Source organism: Desulfogranum marinum (assembly GCF_963675105.2).
In the GTDB taxonomy this organism is placed as follows: Bacteria; Desulfobacterota; Desulfobulbia; order Desulfobulbales; family Desulfobulbaceae; genus Desulfogranum; species Desulfogranum marinum.
Genome location: NZ_CAXXRO010000004.1, coordinates 1,408,664 through 1,434,606, shown reverse-complemented (window position 1 = coordinate 1,434,606; position 25,943 = coordinate 1,408,664). Strand labels below are relative to the sequence as shown.

General features: G+C 47.9%; 11 protein-coding genes. 5 read left to right on the top strand and 6 right to left on the bottom strand.

Features of this window, described 5'->3' with window-relative positions:
* Positions 1–74: 74 nt before the first annotated feature.
* Both ACHZCY_RS15095 and ACHZCY_RS15090 read left to right on the top strand, forming a co-directional pair.
* Positions 75–2,207: a xanthine dehydrogenase family protein molybdopterin-binding subunit gene (locus ACHZCY_RS15095; protein WP_319549463.1), complete on the top strand. Its 2,133-nt coding sequence runs from the start codon at positions 75–77 to the stop codon at positions 2,205–2,207.
* Positions 2,204–3,610 (top strand): FAD binding domain-containing protein, encoded by a 1,407-nt coding sequence (locus ACHZCY_RS15090; RefSeq protein WP_319549462.1) that lies wholly within the window; start codon positions 2,204–2,206, stop codon positions 3,608–3,610. The genes ACHZCY_RS15095 and ACHZCY_RS15090 overlap by 4 nt, the downstream gene beginning before the upstream one ends.
* Before the next feature lie 87 nt (positions 3,611–3,697).
* On the opposite strand, the gene ACHZCY_RS15085 is transcribed toward ACHZCY_RS15090, so the two are convergent.
* The 3 genes from ACHZCY_RS15085 to ACHZCY_RS15075 form a co-directional block, all read right to left on the bottom strand.
* Positions 3,698–5,860 carry an alpha/beta fold hydrolase gene (locus ACHZCY_RS15085; RefSeq protein WP_319549461.1) on the bottom strand — a complete coding sequence of 721 codons (2,163 nt, stop codon included), beginning with the start codon at positions 5,858–5,860 and terminating at the stop codon, positions 3,698–3,700.
* 168 nt (positions 5,861–6,028) lie between these two features.
* Entirely contained in the window at positions 6,029–8,386 is a 2,358-nt protein-coding gene (locus ACHZCY_RS15080; RefSeq protein ID WP_319549460.1) for a mechanosensitive ion channel family protein, read from the bottom strand.
* Positions 8,387–8,538: 152 nt separating this feature from the next.
* Positions 8,539–9,927, bottom strand: a complete 1,389-nt coding sequence (locus tag ACHZCY_RS15075) for an MFS transporter (protein ID WP_319549459.1) — start codon at positions 9,925–9,927, stop codon at positions 8,539–8,541.
* Between the two features lie 302 nt (positions 9,928–10,229).
* Between ACHZCY_RS15075 and ACHZCY_RS15070 the strand changes: the two genes are divergently transcribed.
* The 3 genes from ACHZCY_RS15070 (at position 10,230) to ACHZCY_RS15060 (ending at position 17,637) form a co-directional block, all read left to right on the top strand.
* Entirely contained in the window at positions 10,230–13,163 is a 2,934-nt protein-coding gene (locus ACHZCY_RS15070) for an EAL domain-containing protein (protein WP_319549458.1), read from the top strand.
* A 410-nt stretch (positions 13,164–13,573) separates the two neighbouring features.
* Positions 13,574–14,866 carry a paraquat-inducible protein A gene (locus ACHZCY_RS15065; protein ID WP_319549457.1) on the top strand — a complete coding sequence of 431 codons (1,293 nt, stop codon included), beginning with the start codon at positions 13,574–13,576 and terminating at the stop codon, positions 14,864–14,866.
* Positions 14,867–14,874: 8 nt separating this feature from the next.
* On the top strand, positions 14,875–17,637 hold the full coding sequence (locus ACHZCY_RS15060) for an MlaD family protein (protein ID WP_319549456.1): 2,763 nt from the start codon (positions 14,875–14,877) through the stop codon (positions 17,635–17,637).
* A 192-nt stretch (positions 17,638–17,829) separates the two neighbouring features.
* Here the strand turns inward: ACHZCY_RS15060 and ACHZCY_RS15055 are convergent, their stop codons facing one another.
* Genes ACHZCY_RS15055 through ACHZCY_RS15045 form a run of 3 tightly spaced genes read right to left on the bottom strand, consistent with a single transcriptional unit; the run spans position 17,830 to position 25,924 of the window.
* Positions 17,830–18,687: a hypothetical protein gene (locus tag ACHZCY_RS15055; protein ID WP_319549455.1), complete on the bottom strand. Its 858-nt coding sequence runs from the start codon at positions 18,685–18,687 to the stop codon at positions 17,830–17,832.
* A gap of 12 nt (positions 18,688–18,699) precedes the next feature.
* A complete protein-coding gene (locus ACHZCY_RS15050; protein WP_319549454.1) occupies positions 18,700–21,648 on the bottom strand; it encodes a heavy metal translocating P-type ATPase in 2,949 nt (982 codons plus the stop codon).
* Positions 21,649–21,667: 19 nt separating this feature from the next.
* Positions 21,668–25,924, bottom strand: a complete 4,257-nt coding sequence (locus tag ACHZCY_RS15045; RefSeq protein ID WP_319549453.1) for a PEP/pyruvate-binding domain-containing protein — start codon at positions 25,922–25,924, stop codon at positions 21,668–21,670.
* Between the last annotated feature and the right edge of the window lie 19 nt (positions 25,925–25,943).

Genomic DNA, 25,943 nt, shown 5'->3' with positions numbered 1-25,943 from the left:
AAAAGTTCATGAGAAATCCGGGTTGGGCGAAATCGTACTTGTTCAAGGTACCTTTAAGTGCTGGGGAATCATACGTGCACAGGATAAGCAAAGCAGTAATCCGTGATGATGCTGCAGATAAATCTTCGGGTAAGGCAAAATACCTCTCCGATCTGCGCTTGCCGGGTATGCTGTACCTGGTGGTCAAACCTGCGGACATCCAGCATGCTCGCATTCTCAACATCTATATTCCCAAACTGCCTGAAAACTATACAGTCATTACCGGCAAAGACTTCAAAGGACAAAACCGGGCGACTATCATAGCTGAGGACTGGCCTTTTTTTGCTGAAGACGAAGTTCTTTACTATGGTCAACCTCTGCTTGCAGTGGCCGGACCCGAGCTTGATATCTGTGAAGAACTCTGTTCGAAAATCACGGCTGAATATGAAGGTTTGCCTGCGGTATCAACAATCGAGGAAGCCCAAGATTTTTTCAATGACTTTCATATTGTTAAGGGAGAGCCTGAACAGGCGTTTAAAAATGCGGCTCTGACATTCGACAACGCCTACCGTACCGGTATGCAGGAGCAGGCTTACATGGAACCGCAGGCAATGATCGCTGATTTCCAAAACGGCATGTTGACGGTTCAAGGATCGATGCAGTGCCCGTATTACGTGAAGAATTCGCTGATGAATGCATTGGCTCTTAACGCGGACAAGGTACGGGTGATTCAGACAGTAACGGGTGGTGCATTTGGTGGCAAAGAAGATTTTCCCTCGATCCTTGCCGGTCAGGCAGCTGCTGCCGCAATAAAAACAGGACGCCCTGTCAAAGTAGTTCTCGACAGACGGCTCGACATGCAGCTTACCCCCAAAAGACACCCTTCACTGATTCATATACGGACGGCTGTCGACCAGGAAGGCCATATCACCGCAATGGATATAGATTGCAGGATAGATGCCGGTGCCTACCAGACCCTCTCTGCAGTTGTTCTTGAGCGTGCCATATTCATATGCACCGGGGCGTATAATATTAAAAATGTGCATGTCCGCGGCCGCACAATGAAAACAAATCATATCCCTTCAGGGGCGTTCCGCGGTTTTGGTGGCCCCCAGGCACATTTCGCTGCGGATATGAACATGCATTTTCTTGCACATACGCTTGGTATTCCGCCCCTGGAATTAAAGAAAAAATACCTCTACCGGCAAGGGGACCATTCCGTAACCAACGGAACGTTCCGTGACCAAATTAAATTTAATGAAATGATCGAAAAGATAGAGGAAGCGTCCGAATACAGCAGCAAATGGGAGGAGTACAACCGCAAGGCAGGATCACGTCCCTATAGGGGCGTCGGAATATCCTTTGCTGCCCATGGTGGTGCATTCACCGGCAGTGGTGAACAGGACATTATTAAAAGTCTTGTCCGACTATCGGCTCAAAGCGCAGCGTCAGATGAATATATTGTCCGTGTTCTCGTTTCCAATGTTGAAATGGGCCAGGGAGCCTCAACAACACTGAGAAAGATCGTAGCCGAAGCCATGCATCTTCCGCTTGAACGCATTATTTTCAACCAATCAGATACAAGCGAGGTACCCGATTCAGGGCCGACAGTCGCCTCGCGAACCATCATGATAGTCGGCAAATTACTCCATGATGCAGCCAAAGATCTTCTCCAAAAAATCGACTCAGGTCCTCTTCCGACAAAAGAAAAACCGATTGAGACGGAAAAAAGATATGTTCACCCTCAGGAATTTGAATGGGATGAATCCACTTTTACCGGCGATGCCTATCCCGGTTACTCCTGGTCAGTCAATGTAGTGGAGGTGGAAGTTGACCCGCTCACCTATGTCACCAAAGTAATCGGGTCCTGGGCTGTGTACGATGTCGGCACCCCGATAGATATACAAATTGTAAAAGGCCAGATGCAGGGAGGCACCGCCCAGAGCCTCGGCTATGCTTATCTGGAAAAGATGGAAATGAGCAACGGCAGGCCCGCACAATTATCCTTTACTGATTATACTATTCCAACCACCCTTGATTTCCCTGATCTACAATGCCGGTTCATCGATAATCCTTATCGCCTTGGCCCCTACGGTGCAAAAGCAGCAGGTGAGCTGCCCAACATAGGTCCTGCAGCGGCATTTGCGGCAGCAGTCTCGCAGGCCACTGGGACAATCATTACTGCAATCCCCGTCACCCCTGAAAAGCTGGAGGCAGAACTTCGATGAGCCCTCCTTTTACAGTCGATTTTGAGATTGACGGCCGCAGCGTCTCGCTTGAAACACGCCCGGATCGACGACTACTTGATCTGATACGTGAGGATGTGGGCATTACCGGTGTTCGAGAGGGTTGCGGTGGAGGGGAATGCGGCGCCTGCAGCGTATTGCTGGACGGTAGACTGATCAATTCGTGTTGCATGCCTGCAGTACAAATGAAGGGTTGCAACATTACAACCATTGACGGATTTGCAAAGACAGAAGAATTCACCCTCATTGCAGACGCTTTTGCCGAGGCCGGTGCTGTTCAGTGTGGATTTTGCACCCCAGGCTTCATCATGGCCACGGCTGCGCTGCTCAGTCACAATCCGAGACCTACCGATGAAGATATCCGAACAGGATTATCCGGCATTCTTTGCCGATGTACCGGCTATACAATGGTCATCGAAGCGGTAAAAATCGCTGTAGAGAAGCTTGCTGCAGCAAACCTACAATTCAACCAGCAAACGCCCACAAGTAAGACCATGAAGGCGACGAGCCTGAGCCCTCAAACCATTGCAGACGCGATCAGGCTGCTCAATCAGGGTTATCGGCCGGTGGCAGGCGGAACGGACCTTATCGTGCGCCGCCACGCTCTATTAAAATCCGAGCCGAAAAATGCAGGTACAGGCAACCTTTTCAGCTGCAGGCAAATAGTAGAGACGAACCGCATGTACCAAGAGAATGGCCGCCTCAACATTGGCAGCAGCGTGAGCCTTACCGATATAATTGGATTTCCCGGATGCCCCCCACTGCTGCGTAAAGCTCTATCATCTATAGGGTCCCCAGGTATCAGAAACGCGGCGACTTTGGCCGGTAACATCTGCAATGCCGGCCCTGCAGCAGATTCATTGCCTGTATTATACATGCTCAATGCAAAAATACACACATCCGGTGGTTCAGGAACCAGAGATATTTCGATTGAGGATTTCATTACCGGTCCGGGCAGGACACTCTTACAACCAGATGAACTTGTTCTATCAATCTGCTTTAAGATACCGGATGAAGCCGCAGGCGAGCATGGGTGGATATTCAAAAAGGTAGGCACAAGGGCGGCTAACGCGCTTGCAAAGCTCAGTGTTGCGGCACTATGGAAAAATGCAAACAATACAATAACCGATTTCAGACTTGCTATCGGAGCCTGCGCACCGACCGTCATTCGAAGTTTTGAGGCAGAACAGCTGATAATCGGCTCCACAACCAGAGAACTCGAACAGCACTTACCTCAATATCTTGCAGTCTATGGCAAATTAATCAGGCCGATAGATGACCAGCGCAGTACTGCTGCATACAGAAAAAATACGGCGCTAAAACTCATTGAACATATCATTAAGACTGCAGGAAATATTCACAGAAATGAAAATAAGAAGTGGTGAGTTATAGCATACTGTTGCAGCATGGATAGCAGTAACCCTCCAGCCATTTGCGGCACCCTAGATTTTGTGCCCTACAACCCACAGGTCTCATTGGGCTTCAGCTCCCTCAATAAACAGTCGAACTCGCTGAAAAACTTTTTCCACTCCTGCCCCCTGAACAATAACGTGCCGATCGGAGTTCATTAACACGTATTCTTTTTGCACACTCGCCAGACGGTCAAAAAGCTTTCGTGAACCTTTTCTCCTGACCACCGGATCATGGTCTGCATGGACAATCAATGACGGCATGGTAACCTTTGCAAACCTCTTTTCCAGATCATCCAACAGGTTACCAACCTGTTTAATTCCCTGAACAGGATTGCGATCGTAATTTATATGCGGGCTCTCTGCGGCAAATTTCAAGAACTGCTCATCAGGGTGCTCCCCTTTTATTTTTTGTACCATTTTATTCCAGGTATCACTGGCAGGCATAAATGTAGAGCTATAATCTCTTAATTGCATCGGAGGACAGATCGCAAACACACCTGCTATGTCAGGTACACGTGATGCCAGATGCAAAGCAAGGTTGCCGCCAACCGAAACCCCACCGACAACAACCCTGCGGCAGGTATTACTGAGCAGTGCGTATCCAGCATCAACCTCATTAATCCACTCCTGGTAACTGCGACCGGCAAGATCGGCAGCGCAGGTGCCATGCCCAGGCAATCGTGGAGCATACACCCAATATCCTTTTTTATGCAGATACCCGGCAAATTCCTTCACCTCTAAAGGGGTTGCCAGATAACTGTGGACAAGTAAAATTCCTGTGCGTTTTTGTATACTCGAGTAAAAAATCGGTTTGCCCGAGCCCTTTTGTATGCCAGACATGCTGCACCATTGCTCGACTGCACTGTGGTACTGCTGGTTTGCCTTTTTCAACAGGTAGCGAATAAGAAAAAGCTTCAGTAAAAAATCCGGCTGCCACGCGAGAGAATACAAAAATTTCTGCAACGCTTTTAATGGCTCTACTTCATTGGCAATAACTTCAACCGGGTTGTCAATCCTTCCCCGATGAAAGCTCACCGGAGCTGACAGCTTTGACCGATCACGAACGAGTGTTTCTCCCTCTTTTTTCACGATCCCTTTATCAATAGCAAGCTGGAGAAAATTTTCAAATTTCCGATACCGATCATCTACAACCAAATGACTCTGGTCCTCCTGCATTGACTTATGCAAAAAAAGGTGCTGGTATTCACGTTCCTGAAGCAGGGAGGCAGCATAAAAAACACGCCGCTGCAAATCCTTTTTCTGTATTTTTTCGTAGGGGTACATACGGAGAAAGGAGGCAAAAAGGTGTTCATGATTGACCGTTGTCATGGAATAAATAGCACGCATGTACTGCTGCATGATCCGGCGTCCGGATCCCTGAATAACAGTCTTAAAAAATGGAGCACCAACAAAGCTGTTAAAATCAGATTGCAGCAGCTCTTCATCACTCACCAGATGAGCAAGCTGTGCTCCAATATCAATCGGCTTCCCAAAACGGATATCAACATCAACCCCTGCAAGCAGCATGGTTCCCTCGGTCATGATTTCTTCGAGAACCCTTTCAGAAACCCCTTTGACCAATTTTTCAGTGAGGCTGGAGGCGACATTTTCATGGGCCCGTAAGGGATAGTAGGTAAGATTGACAGGTACAATAGTTGGGGCGGCGTTGCCCATCTCCTCTACTGACCCAAGCCCGAGATACTCCAACGAACAATTCGCCTGAGAGCTTCTTTTCTTGGAGTGGAGTAACAGGTACCTTCTAAACAGCTCGGCCCGCAGGGCCAAAGTTGCCGCGCCTGTATGCGGCTCATGCATACCTTTGGGGTCCGTTACCATGTACTTTCCACCATGCATGATCTTTTTGGTTTTAATCATGCTGCCCTCAGGGAAAATAATCCAGTTGGCTTCACCTGTAAGCAGGGTTTTGATGACAAGTTCGTCACGCTGAGGATCCCGGGTGGAAACAGCGCCTACCAACTCAAGAAAACGGCCAAACCCTCCTTGAAAAAGTTTGGCATTTGCAAGTGACCAAACTGGAATTCCAGTCAGGTTGAAAATATGATAGGGGAGGAAAAACGTCTCGATCCGGGTGAAATGATTAACAACAAAAATAGCGGCATTACCAGGAACATGCTCCCGACCATGGATGACAATATTCGCCCTTGAGAGACGGGAAAGCGTTTTGATGGCCATCCCTGTAGTAAGATACGCTGAACGGTTCATCCATTGCTCCACTAAGGACCACACCTAACATTCTGGTAATACTTACAATATAGGTTCATAGACCTTATTGATCAAGGGGACACAGGGATGTTTGAAAGCGATGTAGCCACGGTCAGCAGCCAGGAACCATGGGAACAGTGAATCTGTTCCCATGGGTTTGCATACAACTTAAAAAGGGTCAGTATTGGTTGCTGCTGATTGCTGTTTTGCTTTCTCATCAGCCGCGAGCTGCTGAGCGGCTGCAGCTCCTGCCGCCTCACGTACCTGCTCCTCTGTAAGCGTATGCTCTTCCGCCTGGGGAACTTCCACAATAACCTTGCGATGGGCATAATGAATCCCCTTGGCCGCAAGGGCCTCGCTGATACGACGATAGGCATCGCGGCGAATAAGAAACTGACGACCGGGTTTAGCTGTGAACTTGACCCTGATCACCATCACCGAGTTGGTGATTTCATACACTCCCTGCGATTTCACCGGCAAAATAAAATCAGGCCCAAGTTCTTCATCCTGGAGCATTGCCTGGCCAACCTTTTTGATTGTCTTCCTCACCACCTCCACATCGGTATCGTACGGGAACTCAAGGTTAAACTTTACAACTATCCCGCCCCGCATAAAGTTGGTAATCGAGCCAAGCTCGCTATGGGGGACAATCTGCAGCATACCGCGATGATGGCGCAGCATCACATTACGCAGGGTAATATTTTCAACCGCTCCTTTAACCGATCCGGCCTGGATATATTCCCCAACGCGAAAGGCATCGTCCAGCAAATAGAACACGCCTGAGAGCACATCAGCAACCAGCTTCTGGGCGCCAAACCCCACAGCAAGGCCGACAACACCAGCACCGGCAAGTAGAGGGGCAATATCAACCCCTATGGATGAAAGCACGATTAAGGCGACCATCACCAGCAAGGTAATGGCAATAAATTTACGAATCATCGGCAGCAGGGTATAACTTCTTCCCAGTTGTTTAGCGCTGCCGAACTCACCACCGTCATCAACGGCCTCCTCTTCTTCCTCAGGCATTGATTCAGCGATCTTACGTTCGATAATTTTAGAAATAATACGCCAGATAAAAAGGGCAAGGGTCAAGGTTATGAGAATATCAAAGGCTGCCTGGACAATATTAACGGCAAAGGGGAACTCAAAGCCCCACAAGGTCATGACCCAAACAAAAAGAACGAGCACCAGAAAGGCACGAAAAGCTCTCAGCATGATCTGCTTTATTTTTCTTTCTTTCTGTTCAGGGCTCAGGTATGCATCACCCAAAGTTGCTATTTTCTGCTCATCCGGCTCCCCTTCCCGTTTAATGCCGAGAGCTGTCACTATATTACCGACTAACCATAAGCCGATGCGATCAAGAATAAGGTAAAGCGGCACAATCAGCAAACTGATTATCAACGCCCCGTTATCCTTTTCGGTATTGGTTATCAGGGTGTTAATCCAAATGGACCAAATCCCAAAAAGATAGAGCAAGGCAAATACATGCCACATAGAAGCAAACTGCCGCATTGCCCAAGAGCTGGCGGCTTGCTTCTCTTCCCCGCCAATAATCGCTGTTGCCACATGCTGTCTGTTCCACACGATCTTGATGGCAATAAAAAGCAGCAACAGTGTTCCCAATACAGCTCCCAACGCATGCGTTGGTCCCTTGCTCATCCCGAGGTCCCCTAAATAGGTGAGCACCATCATAGCCGTCATCGTGTACCAGATAAAAACCTGAGACCCGCCATACACTCTCCTCGCAAGACCATCATCGAGAGGCAGCAGGCGCAGCGCAGAAGCATTTGGGCTACAAAAAAGTCGGGCAAGCAAGGAGAAAAAGCGCCCTCCGAAAAGAATTCCCAGCACAGCCATAAAGGCCCCTCTTACCGGTTGCTGGTCTATATCAAGGAGAAAGAAAACAAACAGGGAAGCAACCACAAAAATTGTGAGATAGACAATGGCTGGTAAAAGTGCAACGCAAGCCCCCCACAGTCGGGCGACCCCTTCATCTTCTTCTCCCACCGGAGGCGGTGCTTGGAGAAAGGTTTCACCTGTCATTCGCCGAAAAAACCACTCTACGGCCAAGCCCAGCCCAAGGGAGAGAGCTATTAGAAATAGATTGAGAAATAATCTGCCAAAATGGCCGTCACCAATCTGCATCAGGGCGCGGCCCGCTTCTCCAGGTATTTGTAGGAAAAACGGCAAAAGACGCACCCCACCTGCCCCGCTTTGATCGTCATTTGTATCAATAGCATGAAGCCACTCTTGTAGAGATGCTACTAAACCGCTTTTCGATTCAGGCACAGCCGTTGCTTCGGCGGCAGTTCTGCCCAGTTCTTCTATGAGCAATTTACGGATCTCACTGTCGCTCAGCCTGGCAAGTACAGCATCTATTTCTTGAGGGTTTGTGGCAGCACTGATGGCTTCCTCAGCGGCCGGATCAGGTTCTTCACCAGATGCAAAGGTCGAAGGGCCTCCTGCTAACAACACTAAAACAAGAAGAATTGTCCCCACCAACCTGAAACCGAAAATCGTTCTCATTCCTGTCTCCTGTTTTGTCATTATTGTTGGGTAAAGTTATTCTGCCGATGCATCGATCATAAACCGTCTGTGACATCAATAGCTAGCGATATGCCCTACATCGTCATTAATCAAACACAGCTCCTTTCCACAACCGACAAAGCAGCTACCTGTTAAGATGCACTACCCCCGGCATCACTTTTTGGGGCTGATCGTAATCTTGGCAGACAAATCAATGCTACCAGCACCAGTACTACAATCATATACCAGGGGAACCAGCCCATGGAAATTTTAAAAGCCTCATTTTCAATCAGTTGTGTTGTCCACTCAGGATGCTGACTGCCCTGCAGTTCACGCAATTGCTGGATCAACACTGCATAAAAAATACCGATCAGTCCATATGCCGCATTGAAGGCCAGGCCTTTAAAACTGAGCACTGTTGCCCGCTGCTCGGATGAGGCAAGTTCATTAAGATAATAGCTGGTAAAAAAAGAGGTCATCATCATCCCTATAAAGACAAACATCATCGGAATGAAACCGTAATAGGGAATAAATAACGGCAGAATAAACAAAGTGGCCAATGCCAGCAGAGTGAGCACAACCAGGTTTTTGGCAAGCGAGAAACGATCAGTCATGCCCCTTGCTATTCTAGGAACCAATAAACCTAAAACAGCCACACCTGACCCCAACAGACCAAAGCTGGCCTCCGGCAGGTTGATCAAACGATAATACTGGCTGGTCATGGTAACAATCATGCGCAGGGTATGGTCAAAGGTCATAGCAAAAAGGATAATAGCCAGCGCCAAAGGAGTGCGTATGATCCAGCTGCCGGCAGCCATGGTCTGGCGGGTCATCTCCATAACACTTAACTGCGCCGATTCCTCCTGCTCTTGCTTGAAAACTACTTGCGGATCGCGCATACGCATGGTTGTCATCCACGCTACAATAGCGAGCAGCAGAGTCAGATAAAGAGGAAAACGCATGGTTACCTGCAGGGAAAGCATACCTGTATAGCCAAACAGGTGAAGAAAACGATTAACCATACCGGGATCGTAAACCACGGCACCGATGGTCATGGCAAAGATATAACCGAAATTTTGGCAACGCATCTGCAAATCGAGCACCCTGGACCACTCTTCCCGAATGCCCGCCTCAACCAGTGTATCATAGGCCATCGCCTCATCAGCACCGCTCGCCATGGCTTCAGCCAAACCGCTTAATATCCTGTTCACCAAAAACGCTGAAAATATAAGCGTACCGTTTCCAAGTGGCACAAAGGCTATCACGGCCAACTCAGTAATCATTAAAAGAGTCGTTCCTACCAGCAAACGCTTTCTACCGATCAGATCCGCTACCACCCCCAGGGGAACCTCGGCCAAAACAATGGTAAATGCCCAAACGGTATTCAGCAGGGCAAACTGTTCCAGAGTCAAGCCGTAATCAAGAAAAAGAATGGTAAATACAGGATAGTAAAATCTGGCATTAAAAAGCACCCGAAACAGAAGGAAAAGCTTTATATTGAGCAGGCTGAACGGCGAGATGGTAGTCTTGGTCGTACTCATATTTTTTTAAAATTTTCGGTTTATTCTTGAAGATGGTGAACAATACACATTTCAACCGGGATAACCAGATAAAAAAGGCATTCAGCAAACTAAATGATTATATTGGACTATTTGCCCTAGCTTCTATATACTGGTTGCTACAGATGTTTTTTTGTATGCATTGTTCGAATTGAATACCAGATAACCTTTGTGAGGGCATGCAACCATGCAAAATAATGGAGGAGAGAGGTGAATCTTCCAAGCCAGGCCGCTGCCACTGATCCAATGGATCAGTGGCGTTTTAACAAAACAGGTTAACCACTTTGCGCATCAATTTTCGCGGCCCGTTCCGTGCAAAACACATCACATTTCTCACCATATTTGTGATCTTGTTATTCTTTTTGTTTACCGCAGGCTTCTACGCGTATTTCCCCCTCTTTCACCCCACCAATGACAGCCAAAAACAAACTCTCCAATCGCTTGCGCTGGTGCTGCAGCGGCAAATTGTGTCCTCAGCAGATAGGGCAAGACGTAGCCATCTGAGAACTACAGCGGAAAACCAACTTGATGCCCTGCAGACACTGCAGGATAAATTTCGAGCAGGTGCTCTTTCTCTTGATGAAGCGCAATGGCTTGCAGGCAGCATCATCACAGGTCGGCAAGGGGGTAAATCCTCCTATAATTTTGCCATTGATGCGCAGAGTACGATCAGAGCCCACCCCCAAAGTGCCATGATAGGAAGAACCTATCATGGCAAAAAATCAAATCAACAACAGGAAATCCCCCGGCAGGGCTTTTACACTTTCACCACCCACGATAAGATAAATCAATCAACTGCTGTTTCCAAGCTTGGTTACGTTACCTTTTTTAAACCATGGGGCTGGCAGATAATTACCAGTATTGCAGTTGACGAGGCTGTAGCATTCATCAACATTGAGGACATTCAAGCCGCAATCGCCCAGACTCCCTCTTGGGCCGAGCATGAGATTGTCCTTTTTTTTCAAGATGGTCATATATGGCACTCAAAATCGGTGAAGGAAAATCTCTCTGCTGAAATAGCGGAAGAATTTGCAACGCTTGCTGAAAAAGTATGGGAAGAAAAAAATGGGTTTCACAGCTACAGCTGGATTCCGAGCAACAGTAGCAACCCCGCGGACAAAAATATAGCATTCAGAGAAATTCCTGAACTCAGGCTCATTGCCGGGATTACAGCTCCACATCCCCGGCCTGATATGGTTATTGTCTTCTCCCCGCAAAAACTACTGCCGGCGTTTGCAGCAGCCTTCCTGCTCGCTCTGCTTCTCGCATATTTCGCCACCAAAATTCTGGTTCGACCACTCATCCAGTTTGTTCAACACACAGCACAAAATATCAGCACCTTTGAACCCCTTCACCTGAGCCGCCGGACATACAAGGAACTGGCGCAGATAGGCAGCACCTTCAATATACTGACCGAAGAACTGCATCAAACGAAAGAACAACTCAACGCGGAACAACAAACCAGCGAAGCTGTCCATGATCAACTCAAAAGCGAAATCCTCACCCGCGAACAAACCCACGAAAGATTGCTCTCAGAGATAGCTACAAGAAAAAGTGCCGAAAATTATCTCCAGCTTTTTAAAAATCTTTTTGATCATGCCATTGAAGGCATTATTGTCACCGACAAGGATGCCCGTATCCTCACTGTCAACAAATCTTTCACTGATATAACCGGCTATCAACCCCAAGAAGCCATCGGCCGGAACCCCAACATGCTCAGTTCCGGACAACAGTCGGCGAACTTCTACAGAAAGATGTGGCAGTCTTTACAAAAAAACGGTTCCTGGTTTGGCGAAATTATCAATCGCAAAAAAGATGGAACCATCTGTCCGGAATGGCTGTCGATCAGTCAACTCAAAGATAAAGACAACAATACCACTCACTACTTTGCCTTTTTCCATGACATCAGCGAATTAAAGGAAAAAGAAAAGCAGATATCCATCATGGCCTACCGCGATGCGCTGACTAAGCTACCCAACAGGGCTGCGCTTGAAGCACGCTTAACCAAAGCCATCTCAAAGGCAAAAAGAGAGGCCGGGACATTGGCTGTACTCTTTATCGATCTTGATAATTTTAAAAATATTAATGACACTCTCGGCCACGACAAGGGCGACGAGGTTCTCATCCAGGTTTCAAAACGGATTAACCAGGTTATCCGCCAAGAAGACACTCTTTCCCGCCTTGGTGGCGATGAGTTTATCCTCCTCAGCGAATCCATTGAAAATGAAAGCGGTATATTTCACTTGGCAGGACGAATTCTCTCCTGCCTGCAGGAACCTTTTGTTATCGGTTTCAGTGAACTTTTCATTAATGCCAGTATCGGCATAGCCACCTATCCCAATGATGGCAAGAACACCAATGAACTCATTAAAAATGCGGACATGGCTATGTACCGCGCCAAAGATGAGGGAAAAAATAAGTTTGTCCTCTTTACCCAAGAAATGCATGAAAACTTCCTCACCCATGTTCGTATTGAAAATTCCATTCGCACCGGCTTACAGAAAAAAGAATTTATTATTTATTACCAGCCCAAAATAGACATACCTTCGGAACGGTTAACCTCTTTTGAAGCGCTTATTCGCTGGAATAAAAACGGTCTCATCATCGGCCCGGATAAATTCATCCCGATTGCCGAGGAATCCGGCCTGATTGACAAGATGAGCCTTTATGTGCTGGAAGAGGTCTGTATTTTCCTTAACAAATTACATACACAAGGTACTTCTCTGCTCCCAGTGAGCGTCAACATGGCTCCTCGGACCTTTAACAATCTGGAAATAGTTGAAACCATAGATACCATTCTTCACAAATATCGAATTGACCATAAATACATAGAGTTTGAAATTACCGAAACAACGGCCATGCAGGATATTCACCATACCCTGAAAACCATGAACAGATTCCGTCAGCGAGGGATAAGTTTCTCCATTGATGATTTTGGCACTGGGTATTCCTCCCTAAGCTATCTCAATGAAATGCCAGTCTCCACCCTCAAGATAGACAAACGCTTTATAGATGCCAATGACAACCATAGCAGAAGTATAGTTTCCACTATCATTGCAATGTCCAAACAAATGCAGCTAAAAGTTATAGCTGAAGGCGTAGAAACAGGAGAGCAGCTTGACTGGCTGCGTACTTTAGGCTGCAATGAAGCCCAGGGATATTTCTTTGCCAAACCTATGCCGGAGAGCGACGCTACTCAATTTATACAAAACGGCTAAAACTCCTGAGGCCCCTCTCCAGTCTCACAAAACAAAAAAAAACAGTCTCCTGGATTGCGACATTGGCCGTTGTCCGTTATTCTTTTGATATCAATCGTCCACATTCCTCATGAAAATTGTGATAAATGAAACTCCAGCTGATGCTGATCAACAGTGAAATTTGAGTGTAACTCAGCAAGCTTGAACCAATGTTCATGAAAAATCGTAACTACTCACGGAGTTGATAACTCTTTGATGTATTATACCTAAAACCTGTAACCGCTTACAGCTGCCTCATATTTGGGCAGGTACGATTTTTCGCAGGTAAGCGAAGACTCTGTTAGCCTATCTATGCGGGAAATCGTGACCGTTGGAATATAGGGTGCCTGTGAGTAGTTACGAAAAATCTACTGTAGCACCTCGTAGCCTACGTGAACAAAACCACTCAGCCCTCCCTCAATACAACCGTAACGGCGTGCCCCAGCTGCGATCTGCTGCTTAGCGGCACGACTGCACGAGAAAACCATGCTGCGCTGTGCCCCAGATGTAATGAACTGCTCCACAGGGATAAACACAATTCCATTGTTAAAACCTTTTCCCTTAGCCTGACAGCGCTCCTGCTTTATATTCCCGCACTCTTTCTCCCTTTGCTGACCATGGGCATCCTCGGTACAGAGTCCACCTCGTCCATCATCTATGCAATCTTCAGCCTGTTTGTTCAGCAGCAATTCTTTGTGGGCTTCATCGTTCTTTTGACCGCCGTTATTTTTCCTTTTTTCACTCTGTTAAGTCTCTGTGTAGTTTCTTTCGGTCTTCTCACGGATCACAAAAAAAAATGGATGCCATGGATGTTTCGGCACTACAACCATCTACGTGAATGGGCCATGACCGATGTTTTTCTGGTCGGCATATTGATTACAATCATCAAGATGGCCCACTCTGCGGAAATCAATCTCAATCTAGGCTTTTTCTGTTTTGTCTTTCTTGTTGTTGTTACCATTGCTTCCCAAACAGCCAGCGACAGAAAACTCTTCTGGTCATTACTAGAACCGACCTGCGCCAAAACGAGCCCATCCCCGCCGGAACCCCTAACATCACCCGGATCCAACAGCCGTGGAGCAAGCCATCTGGTCTGCCATACCTGTCATAAAATAGTGTGGTCAGACAACGGGAAAACACCATCTCACTCAAAGTGCCCTCGATGCGGAGAAAAACTCCACCATCGAAAAAAGAACAGCATTATGCGTACCTGGGCTCTCCTCTGCACAGCTGTTCTTTTCACCTTTCCGGCCAATATACTCCCCATCATGGAGGTCGAATACTTTGGTGTCCCCGAACGTTCAACCATTATGGATGGTATTGTTTATTTTTTCCAAGACGGCTCCTATGGCATCGGGATTATTATCTTAACGGCCTCAATCCTGGTTCCCCTCTTTAAAATAATCGGCCTGACTATTATTCTCCTTTCCATCCATTTTCAATGGCACACAGGACTACGCCGAAAAACCACCATGTTTCGATTAATTGAATTCATCGGTCGTTGGTCCATGCTTGATATTTTTGTCATCGCCTTACTCTGCACCCTGGTACAATTCGGTTTTCTTTCAACCATTTCCACCGCTCCGGCTGCCTTCTATTTTACATGTGTTGTTGTTTCCACCATGCTTGCTGCCGTCACCTTTGATACACGACTGCTCTGGGACAATTGTGAGTCTACTTCCTGAGGTAATCAATGATACAGGACCCCATACAACGTCATAAACGCATCCTTTCCCCCATATGGATTCTTCCTTTTGTAGCACTCTGCATCGGCAGCTGGCTGCTATATACCAGTTTCCGTGACGCCGGAATTGACATCCATGTTCATTTTGAAAATGCGGAAGGCATCACTCCAGGAAAGACAAAAGTTATCTTCAAGGGTATTCCCATTGGAACAGTAAAAAAGATAGAGATTGACGACGACATGCAGGGCGTCAATCTGATCATTGAAATGGAGAACCGCTCAGATGCTCTCCTTGTAAAGGATACGGCCTTCTGGATTGTCAAAGCCGAAGTCTCTGCCGGTCGTATCAGCGGCATTGAGACACTCGTAAGCGGTTCTTATATCGGTACCCAGAAAGGAAATTCGACCGAAACAGCAACCCATTTCCAGGGTCTCGAAGTCCCGCCTCCACTTGACCAAGCCACTCCAGGACTCCGCTTTACCCTGGAATCGGATACCCTGTACTCGCTGCAGCGGGGATCCCATATTTACACAAAAAACCTACAAATCGGTCAGATAGAAGACTATGCATTGCAGGATAACGGCAAAATCCTATTCAGTGCCTATGTACAGCCCCAATTTGCCCATCTCATAAAAAATGGTACTCGCTTCTGGAACGCATCAGGCCTCTCTTTAACCGGTAATCTGCGTCAGGGGCTGACTGTCAACATAGAATCAATGGCATCGCTCCTTTACGGCGGCATAACATGCGCCACCCATGATTCTCTACAAACAACCAGCCCTGCTGCAACAAACAGCCATTTCATCCTCTACAAGGATTTTGAATCTGCAGAATACGGTATACCAATGACCCTGCAGCTTAACTCAGGCGACGGTATCGCTCCCGGTAAAACAGAAGTACGATACAGGGGGTTAAAGGTTGGGGTGGTGAAAGGTCTTACCTTTAATCATGATTCTTTCCATACGGTCACCGCTCACATCCTTCTCGACCCCAGGGCTGAACCTATTTTGCGGGAAACAACCAAATTTTGGGTTATAAAACCGGAGGTGAGTATCACGGGGATACGCAACATAGAGACCCTGGTGGGAGGAAATTTTATCACCTTCAGGGTTGGTAAGGGTGAATACTTAAACGACTTCAAAGAAGAACCTGATCCCATGCCCAATCAGGTTATGCGCGAGGGAACGACATTTCGGCTGAAAGCATCTGACAGCGGTTCGCTTGAGAGAGGGGCCCCGGTTCTTTTCAAGCAACTCAAAGTCGGAGAAATTCTAGACATTACCCTGTCGCCGAAAAACAAAGGCGTACAGATCAGTCTCCTGCTTTATAAACCTTATGACAAGCTCATCCATGCCAAAACCATTTTCTGGAATGTATCGGGAGTGCAGATTGGCGGGAGCCTTTCTCACTTTAAGGTTAACCTTGCCTCCTTACAAACAATGCTCGCCGGTGGCATCGCCTTTATATCTCCGCCCGTGCCTGAGGGGCAGCAGGCAGTTATTCCTGACCAAAATCACAGTTTTCCACTGTATGATGATTTTAGCGAGGCAGTCCAAGCCAATCCTTTTTTAGAGCCTCCCGGCCTGCACCTCAAGATCTCCACTGCCGAAATGCCACCGCTCTCTGTTGGTTCACCTGTTCTGTATAACAATATAAAAGTTGGCAAATCACTCAAGTTCACCCCGCAACCAGAGAGTGATGAGGTCGTGATAGATGTACTTATCGATAAAAAATATGCTCATCTGGTCACTTCTACCTCCAGGTTCTATAATCTTTCAGGAATACAGATCAGGGCCTCTTTGCAAGGAATTGATATGCAGGCAGGCCCCATTGACTCTGTTATATCGGGGGGGATAACTTTTTTCTCGCCGGGAGAGGGGGCAGCAGTAACTGACTCCCACCAATTTCGGCTGTATAAAAACTACCATGCTGCTTTACATACAGATGATACGCAGATTACGCTCTTCCTCAACGACGCCACCGGGATTTCTCTGCAAACCAAAATTACCTATCAAGGAATTGTAGTCGGCACCATCACCTCTATCGACATCGCACCTGATGGTAAAGGGATTCTCGCAACAGCACACATTCAACAAGATGCGGTCAAATTTTTTCGAAGCACATCCTCTGTATGGCTTGTTCAGCCTTCAATTACCCTGCAAGGTGTTCAAAATCTTAATACGCTGCTCTCTGGTCCGTATATTGCCGTTCATGCGGGCAAGGGTCCATTGCAAACAACTTTCCGTGTCCTCAATGCTCCGCCTGAAAAGATCAAAACACTACCGGGCTTGAACATTGTTCTTGAAACAGCACGCCTGGGCTCACTGTCCAAGGGCAGTCCCGTCCACTACAGGCAGATACAGGTTGGCCGGGTCACTGGTTTTTCGCTGTCACCGACCCGTCAATCCGTCTGGGTGCAAGTCAACATTACCCCACAATATGAAGAACTTATCTACAAGGGGACAAAATTCTGGAACTCCAGCGGAGTACAGGTAAGCGGTGGCGTCTTCAGCGGTCTGCAGATAAGCACGGAATCGGTTGAGGCCCTACTCAAAGGTGGAATTTCGTTGGCAACCCCTGGTGACGAATCCATCGGCATTCCTGCTCAAGATGGCGACCACTTCAAACTGGAAGCAACCCTCAATAAAGAGTGGCTCAACTGGCAGCCGATATTACCTGCCCCAGTGGAAAGACAAACATCAGTACCTGCCGAAAAAAATCCCAAACAACCCATCAAAGGGCAAGAAGACGAAGCGGACAGATACCTCTAGCTTGGATCTCTCGTCAGTTCAGGCAACCTCAGGTTCAAAGTTTTTAGAAATGTAATGAATAGGAAGCGTAGACTATGGGTAAGCGCAGACTCCGACAGTAGCCTATATTCATTACCGAAATACTGAAAAAAATAATGCTGGATGGACTGACCTTTGGCTAGGCCATCTCACAAGGCTCAGGGTCGCTGCAAACTATCCCCTGTGTACTGTTTCAGGAAAGAGATGATTACTGATCAGAGAAAGAAGAATCGCAAAACCAATGGCCGCACCGCCAAGTAACACATTAAAATATACCGGTGCCACCAAGGCAATACGGATCATCAGGGTTGACAGCGCATAACCGGAATTGCGAAACACAAACTTGGCGGACGGATGAAAACACTGGGAAATAAGAACGATAAGAATATCGGTAAGGATGAGCAGGGTATAAAAATCGTGAAAGAAATCTACATGCCCCTCCCCTACGCTGTTCTGTACAACGGAATACCCTCCCATAATAACAAATGCAGCCAGCAACAGCAGGGAAATTCCTTTTTTAGCTGCCACAAAACCTAAAATATCCATGGGCTTACTTTGTTCCTCTGCCCGGACCTGAATCTTGTAATACACTCCCAGCAAGGCGAAAATAAGCAGGGCGCCAAATCCATTGGAAAGAATATGGAGAATTTTTTCCTCATTTCCCAGATAGGTAATTGGTTCGGGAAAGTAAGAAAGCTCTTTAAAGGCATTACGGATCAGAATAAGGGAGAGTATCTCAAACTGTTTGCCAAGCGACCTGGAAAAAGAACAGGGCAGAACAAAAATCAGGCTGATCACCTCCAATACAAGGATAATGGAAAAAGCCATCTGCACTGCATAAAAGTGGTTGGCAGGAAGCATTCCTGCCAGTGGAACGGGTAAAAAATGTCTCCGGTTCAATTCAATAATCAGCAGACTGACCAAAAAAAGGAACACGAGAACCGCCGAAAGTTTACGGTGAAGATTCTCGTGTTCATAAAAGGCATGCAGTGGATCAAAGAGATAGGTGATCCGTTCGTAAAGCGTGTGCATATGGACGTCTTATTATGGTTTAAAAAAGCGAAGCCGGTTAGCGTTGGTAACAACAGTGACCGAAGACAAGGCCATGGCAGCACTGGCAAACATGGGCTCCAGCAGCCAGCCTGTGAAAGGAAAAAAGAGCCCGGCAGCCAGTGGAATACCGAGCGCGTTATAGACAAAGGCTCCAAAGAGATTTTGCTTTATGTTGCGCAAAGTAGCACGCGATATAGCAACAGCGGCGGCAACGTGTTGCAGGGAATCACCGGTCAGGGTGATATCAGCATTTTCTATGGCCACGTCGGTGCCGCTGCCGATGGCAAACCCTGTATCTGCCTGGGCAAGCGCCGGAGCATCGTTGACCCCGTCACCGACCATACCGACCAATGCCCCCTGATCCTGCAGCGTCTTGACGACATCCTGCTTTTCCTGGGGCAGCACTTCACTGTGCACCATGGAAATGCCAAGCTGTTCAGCCACTGCGTCTGCTGTTTTCCGGTTATCCCCGGTACACATCACCACTTGAATGCCACGATGTTGCAGCTGGCTGACGGCCTCAATCGAATCTTTGCGCAATGGATCTTTTGAAATAAGTAACCCCACTACTGTTTGCCCTTGTCCAAGCCAAATCGGTGTGCCGCCAAGGGTAGCTTCTTCATTGGCAATAGTGCGTAATTGCGGATCAAGAGCGGCCCCTTGTTCTGCCATCAGATGATGGTTTCCAAGGTACACCCATTCTTCTTTATTGCGCGCTTTTACCCCCCGACCAGCCACGGCTGTAAAATCAGTCAACCTATCAGGAATTACTTTTTTACCGGCAGATGCATCCAGTACTGCCTCGGCCAGGGGGTGCTCGGAGTGTATCTCAAGACTAGCCGCCAACTGTAAAATTTCCTCTTCTGTGGTTGATCCCGCTGAGACCACCCGAGTCACAGTTGGTTTGCCCCTGGTGAGGGTACCGGTTTTATCGACAACAATATGGGTCAAAGAGGAGGCGGTCTGCAGTGCTTCAGAGTTTCTGATTAACACATTACATTCAGCAGCCCTGCTCATGCCCACCATGATCGCAATAGGGGTGGCCAGGCCAAGAGAACAAGGACAGGCGATAACCAGTACGGCGATACCTGCTGTCAAGGCAAAGGCCGGACTCGGTTCCGGACCCACCAGGTACCAGATGCCGAAAGTCACAATGGCAATAGCAATTACACAAGGTACAAAAACGGCAGCCACCTTATCGACCAGTCTCCCGATGGGCGGTTTGGAAAGCTGTGCCGCTTTTACCATGCTGATAATCTGGGAAAGAGCAGTCTCATCGCTGTTTTTTGTTACCCGGAAAAGAAAAGTACCTGCCCGGTTGATGGTCCCGCCGGTTACACTGTCCCCGACTTTTTTTTTCACTGCCAGCGGCTCACCGGTAAGCATAGACTCATCAACCGTTGACCCGCCTTCCTCTATCACACCATCGGTGGGTATCTTTTCACCAGGCCTTACCCGAAGTAAGTCATCCGGCCGAATGAGGGAAGCAGGTACATCAACCGTCCTTTCCGACCGTTGCAGGTGCCCTGTCTTGGCCTGCAACCCCACCAGGGAACCGATAGCTTCACTGGTTTTTCTTTTGGCCCTTACCTCCAAACCATGCCCCAGTTGTAAAAAGGCCAGAATCATCACCGAGGCATCCAGGTAGAGGTGGCTGGCCTGCCCCGGTAAAAAATCGGGATTAATGATGACCAGTACCGACGCACTCCATGCAGCAGCTGTTCCCAGGGCTACCAGGGTATCCATATTGGAAGAAAAATGGCGGGCCATTTTCCAGGCTGTTACATAATAGGTGCGACCGCTGAACCACATGGTGAAGAGACAAAGCAAAGCGATACCGCCCCAGAACCACTGATTGTCCTGTACAGCAGGGAAAAAACCGCCCATATGCCCAACCATAATTACAGCCCCCACCCCAGCCGCGACTACAGCTCGCTGCCATGAACGAACAATCTCTTTTCGACTTTCCGCAGCCTGTTGCAAGTGAGGATCTACATAGGTCTCTTCCACAACACCGACAAGGCCTGCATCGTGAAGCGCAAAGAAAACGTCTGCAGGATGAGCAGTTGTTGTAACCAAAAAGTGGTCGGCGAACATCTGCAGATCAGCCTCACCGTCTTCTCTTTGGATAATTTCCCGGATCTTACTTTTTTCCTGTTCACCGAGCCTGTTGGTAAAACGGATAATAAAACTCCCGGCAGTCGGTGCTCCTTCGGGCAAGGATGCATCATACCCATGCTCTATAATGGCTGCGACCACCGCTGCCGGATCACCGCCAACAACCCTTACCTTCTTTTCCAGCAGGCTCACTTGGGCACTCTGTACTCCGCTCACCGCCTGCGCTGCCTGTTCAACATTATGCACGCAACTTGAGCAGGTCATATCACGGACAGAAAGCCAGTATTCCCCCTCACCGGACACGCTCTTTTTCCTGGGCACTGCCTCAGCCTGATAACCACGGTCACGAATGGCTGCAATCACAGCATCCGGATTGCCTCCTGCTACCAAAACGTTTTTGGCAAGCAGATCAGCCTCGGCTTTGACCACACCATCCGTACTCAACGCTGCTTTCTCTACAGCATGCACGCAGCTGGAACAGCTCATGTCAGCGACATGCACCATAAAACTATCACGTCCTTGTCTACCAGCTCCTTTAACCACCTGTTGCACGCCCCCCGGGTCACTCTCCAGGGAAGAGGCCCGGTAGCCTCCTTCCTTTACAGCTGCCACGACGTCCTGCTCTACCCCTCCGGTAACAGTTACTTTGCCGCCGGCAAGATCGACCTCAACTTTACAGACCCCTTCCACCGCACTGATAATATCATGTACCCTTTTTTCACAATGCTCACAGGTCATGTCGGTAACCGTTATTACATAGGGCGAATTCCCTGCTGCATGTATCATCTTATATCCTTTGTCCACCAAATAACTGCTTTTCACAGCTTCTCCCCTCTTCACATTACAAGGGCAGAATATGTATCTCTTCCTGCAAGGGATAATTGCCTTTTATCAACAAACCATGGCGTCCATCAATGGAGACAGGGTCCCCAAAATTAATCCTACATCCGTTTACTTCCGCATATTCCTCAGCTTCGTACACCGCCATATCGCGACAACCGACCACACAGGTTTTTTCCAACCGGGTGGCAACCACGGAGGCATGAGATGTCTGGCCCCCTCTGGAAGTAATCAGCCCGTCGACCATGGAAATTTCCCGGATATCTTCCGGAACAGTATCCTGACGAAGGAGAATAAGGTCTCCGGCATCCTCTTCCTGGCGCAACTGTTTAATGTTCTCCTCGGTAAACACTGCCCGTCCCGACATGGCTGACCCGGAGACACCTATCCCCTTGGTAAGAATGTTATTATGGGCAAGATCGCTATCAACAAACACGTTAAGGTGCTCTTTTTTCTTGATTGTGATCATATCCCTGGTCTGGAGGATATAGAGTTTTTCCGGTTCCGGCCCCTCAAAGGTGAATTCAATCTCCTGGGGATTCCATCCCTTCTCGTATACCAGTTCACGGCTGATATCACGCAACCTGTTATAAATTTCAGGAAACCTCAATTCCAGGCTGTTTCGTTCATCACGACCATCAAGCTCAGCTTGTTCAACCGAAACCGGATAACTTGTCACCAAACCGGACACAATATCCTCCCCCTGATCACCAGGGGCATAATCTCCCCAAAGAGCAACCCGACGAACCTTGCGGTAAGGGTGGGCGGTAAACAACACCCCACTGCCGGCCTGGGGGCTAATGTTACCATACACCATGGCCTGGACAATCACCGCTGTTCCCCAGTCGTCTGAAACATCCATTAACCGCCGATATTCCTTTGCCTTATGAGCATTCCATGAATCCAGTACCACTTCAACCGCACCGATAAGCTGCAGCCAGGGATCTTCCGGCATCCCATATCCCCGGTTGCGGATCGCCTGCTGATAGCTCAGTGCCAGCTCATGCATCGCCTCTGGAGAAAAATCTTTTTTCAAGCGGACATTCTGCCGCTCTTTTTGCTCATTCATCAACTCCTGGAAATCTTCCCGGTCCATTCCGTGAGACATACCCCAGGACTGCAAAAACCGACGATAATTATCCCAGGCAAAAGCAGCCGAATCCGGATGCAGAGCAACAAATTCCTCCACCAGCTCTTCGTTGGTGCCCACATTATGGATGGTAGTCATCATTCCAGGCATGGACATGGCCGAACCGGATCGAACAGAAAGCAGCAGTGGCCGATCCACACCACCAAACACGGTCCCAGTCAATTTTTCAATTTCCGTGATCGAACCACGAACCCGTTGCATGAACTCATCTCTGGCACGGTCAAACTTACGCACCGCTTCGTAGCAACGAAAAATTTCAGTGGTAATAATAAAGGCCGGCGGCACTGGTTTTTCATCCCGTGCCATAACCACCAGGTTAAATCCCTTATTGCCAAGATGAATAAGGTTGTGGGTGCGCATGTTTTCGTCGTGAAGCGCACTGATCGCCTTCTCTGGATTATACGACATCAACAGATCAAGGGTATCCTCGTCAAGAATGTCTTTTTGGGCTTCCAGGGTCTGGATAATCTTGCCGATAAAATTATCCAGATGCTGCAATCCAAAGGCAGTGGAAATCAGTTCCCTAAAAAAAGACTCGGATATCCGGAGGACTGTCTCCGGAATATTCTCCTCATCCCAAAGGGAACAATACTTGCCGAGCAAATTTTCCCGCCCTACCTGAGGCACCACAATAGACAAATTATTCTGATGAATGTTGGTATAATAGGCATATATAATATCTTTTACCCCTTCGGACAGACCACGCATGATGTCGAGGTGCTGGGTGTAAGAAAACCGTTTAATGCCAATGGAAGACGCCAGCAGGTTGCTGTAGGTATCCAACCGTCTACTGGTGATACCGTCGATCTGCAGGGCTCTGGAAAAAAAACGGAGACACTTCAGGATATGAATAAAGGTTGCCTGGGTGATAAATGAGAGGTTAACGGTTTCAAACAACCGCTCAAGATAAATATTAGCCAGACTTTCCAGACGAAAGGTCAAACCAAGGGCATCAAATTTACGTTCGCTGTAACGTCCATATACCGATGGGATATCGACCGCAATATGCCGTTTGTAGTAAATTTCTTCATTAGGTTCAAACCGCTCCTCGCTGAGTATAACCTGGCGCAGGTGTTCAAGCTGCCCCAACAATGCATCAAGACACTGGAAAGGATCATCTTCTGCCAGGATATCCATCAAATTTTCCAGCTCCGGAAATCCATTTTGGATGGCATACTGCAATTGCAGATGCAGTTCCGGCAGGCTGAGATGATATTTCTGATGGAGCAACTTATACATTTTCACCAGCAGGTTAAACCGTTTCAGTTCATCCTTGGCTATATCGTTTTGGGCTGCCAGGAACTGCTGCCGGTCACTATCATCCCAATCCAGTATCTGCTCCATCCTGCTAAAGCGAAGTTGCTCTTTGATACGCAGCGCCAGCCTATGTTGATCATCAACAAATAAACCGCTCTCTTCCACCTGCTCCAGCACTTCTATGGGCAGGTATTCTTCTAAATAAGCCTTATCAAGCGTGATCCAGAAGGTAAATATTGCCTCGATAAAGCCTACGATCAGATTACTTGATTCTACATGGGCCTGTTTGCGCAAAAAATGAATAAGCAGATCCTTACGCTTGTGGAGCTCATCAATCTCGGTTGAGACATCACGCAACTCGCCTTCTGCCCCTATTTCATTAAAGAAGACGGGCATGAGCTTGGTGAACTGCTTGGCAAGATTGTAGATCGGCTCAATGGGATGATTGAGCAGGTCAGTGATATCTCGCTGGAACAGGTCTGTATCTTTTACACAGACCCCACTGATACGAATATTAATAATCAGGGCGGAAAACAGGGTGGCACACCATTTGGGCTCCTGTTGGATCAAATTGAGCCAGATCCTGATATTACTTAAATGAGCGGGGTTAGCAATGGGTTGCCAATCCTCATCCACGCCGCGAACATTTGCATATTGAAATCCAAACCGGACAGCCTCCCACAAAAAAGCCTCCACCAGACTTGAGTTGCCCCGCTTAAAAACTTCGTTACCGATCACCTGAATACACTGCAGAGAGGTATGGGGATAACGACGCACATTTGCCTTGAGCAGCTGAAAGGTAGTGGTAAAAAAACGTTCAATCTCTTCAAAACTCTGGCTGCGAATAAGCTGTACCAGGGATCGATTGATCTCCCGCAGTGTTTCTTCATGAATGAGACGCAAACCGTCTGTCTCCATAATCCGAAAAAGAAACAGCAACTTCCTGTTCTCAATAAAATGGGCCTCAAGCTCATCAATCGGGTCGGCAACCAGATGGGAAGGGATGCTCCGGTAAAGACGAACAATGTCCATGTGGTTCGGTAATCCAGCCATAGTGACCAAACCCGTTTCCGGATCATCGACAATATCAACCTGCTGCAAACGTTCCTGATGGATCCGTATCTGCTTGTGGGAAATGGCCACCAGGTAATCCCCAGCATGCCAATTTTTGCAATACTCGCCACATCTGGCTTCAAACCAGGGAAGCGGGTCCTCTTCGCTCAGCCAGTATTCATAATTTCGTTTGAGGATTACCTGCACCAAAATTGCCAGTTCCCCAAGGTGAAAAGCTTTCTCCTCCATCTCCTGCCACAGGCTTAAAACACATTCGGCAATCTTACGCACCGGATGATGCCCCTGGACAATAAACATCATAATATCGGGTCTGTTTGCATCGAGACGGTGCAGCTTATTAAAAAAGAGATTGAGTTCCTGTTCATACAGAGGCAGGGATTCCGGCCCCAACGATGCCACCAGTTTATCGGCATAAGCAAGGAGCGCTTCAATGATCCGAGAGACCATTTGCTCATTTTTATAGGAATCTTCCAGGGCCTCAAAAAATATACTGGTGAACAAGGCAAACGATTGCGGCCCCTGCTCATGCTTCCGGTAATGATGCAAATTCTTCAGAGCAAAGGCCCGCAGCTCAGGAATAAGCATTTTCCAGTTGCGGTAAGGATGGCTGATTTCATACAACAGCGTCTCGATCTTGGTCGCCAGCCCTTTATAGCCACTGATTATCTCATAGAGAGGCATATACGTCGGGTTTATCTCCACCTCACCAGCTGTTTCCTGGAGATTTGCTTTCAACGCATCTGATTCAATGGCTGGTGATGATCCAAGGGAAGTCATGGGCTGCCTCAATGAAAAA

Coding starts and splice junctions, on each gene's coding strand:
- ACHZCY_RS15090 (WP_319549462.1), top strand. CDS start 2,204: ATGAGCCCTCCTTTTACAGTCGATTTTGAGATTGACGGCCGCAGCGTC.
- ACHZCY_RS15085 (WP_319549461.1), bottom strand. CDS start 5,860: ATGAACCGTTCAGCGTATCTTACTACAGGGATGGCCATCAAAACGCTT.
- ACHZCY_RS15080 (WP_319549460.1), bottom strand. CDS start 8,386: ATGAGAACGATTTTCGGTTTCAGGTTGGTGGGGACAATTCTTCTTGTT.
- ACHZCY_RS15075 (WP_319549459.1), bottom strand. CDS start 9,927: ATGAGTACGACCAAGACTACCATCTCGCCGTTCAGCCTGCTCAATATA.
- ACHZCY_RS15060 (WP_319549456.1), top strand. CDS start 14,875: ATGATACAGGACCCCATACAACGTCATAAACGCATCCTTTCCCCCATA.
- ACHZCY_RS15055 (WP_319549455.1), bottom strand. CDS start 18,687: ATGCACACGCTTTACGAACGGATCACCTATCTCTTTGATCCACTGCAT.
- ACHZCY_RS15045 (WP_319549453.1), bottom strand. CDS start 25,924: ATGACTTCCCTTGGATCATCACCAGCCATTGAATCAGATGCGTTGAAA.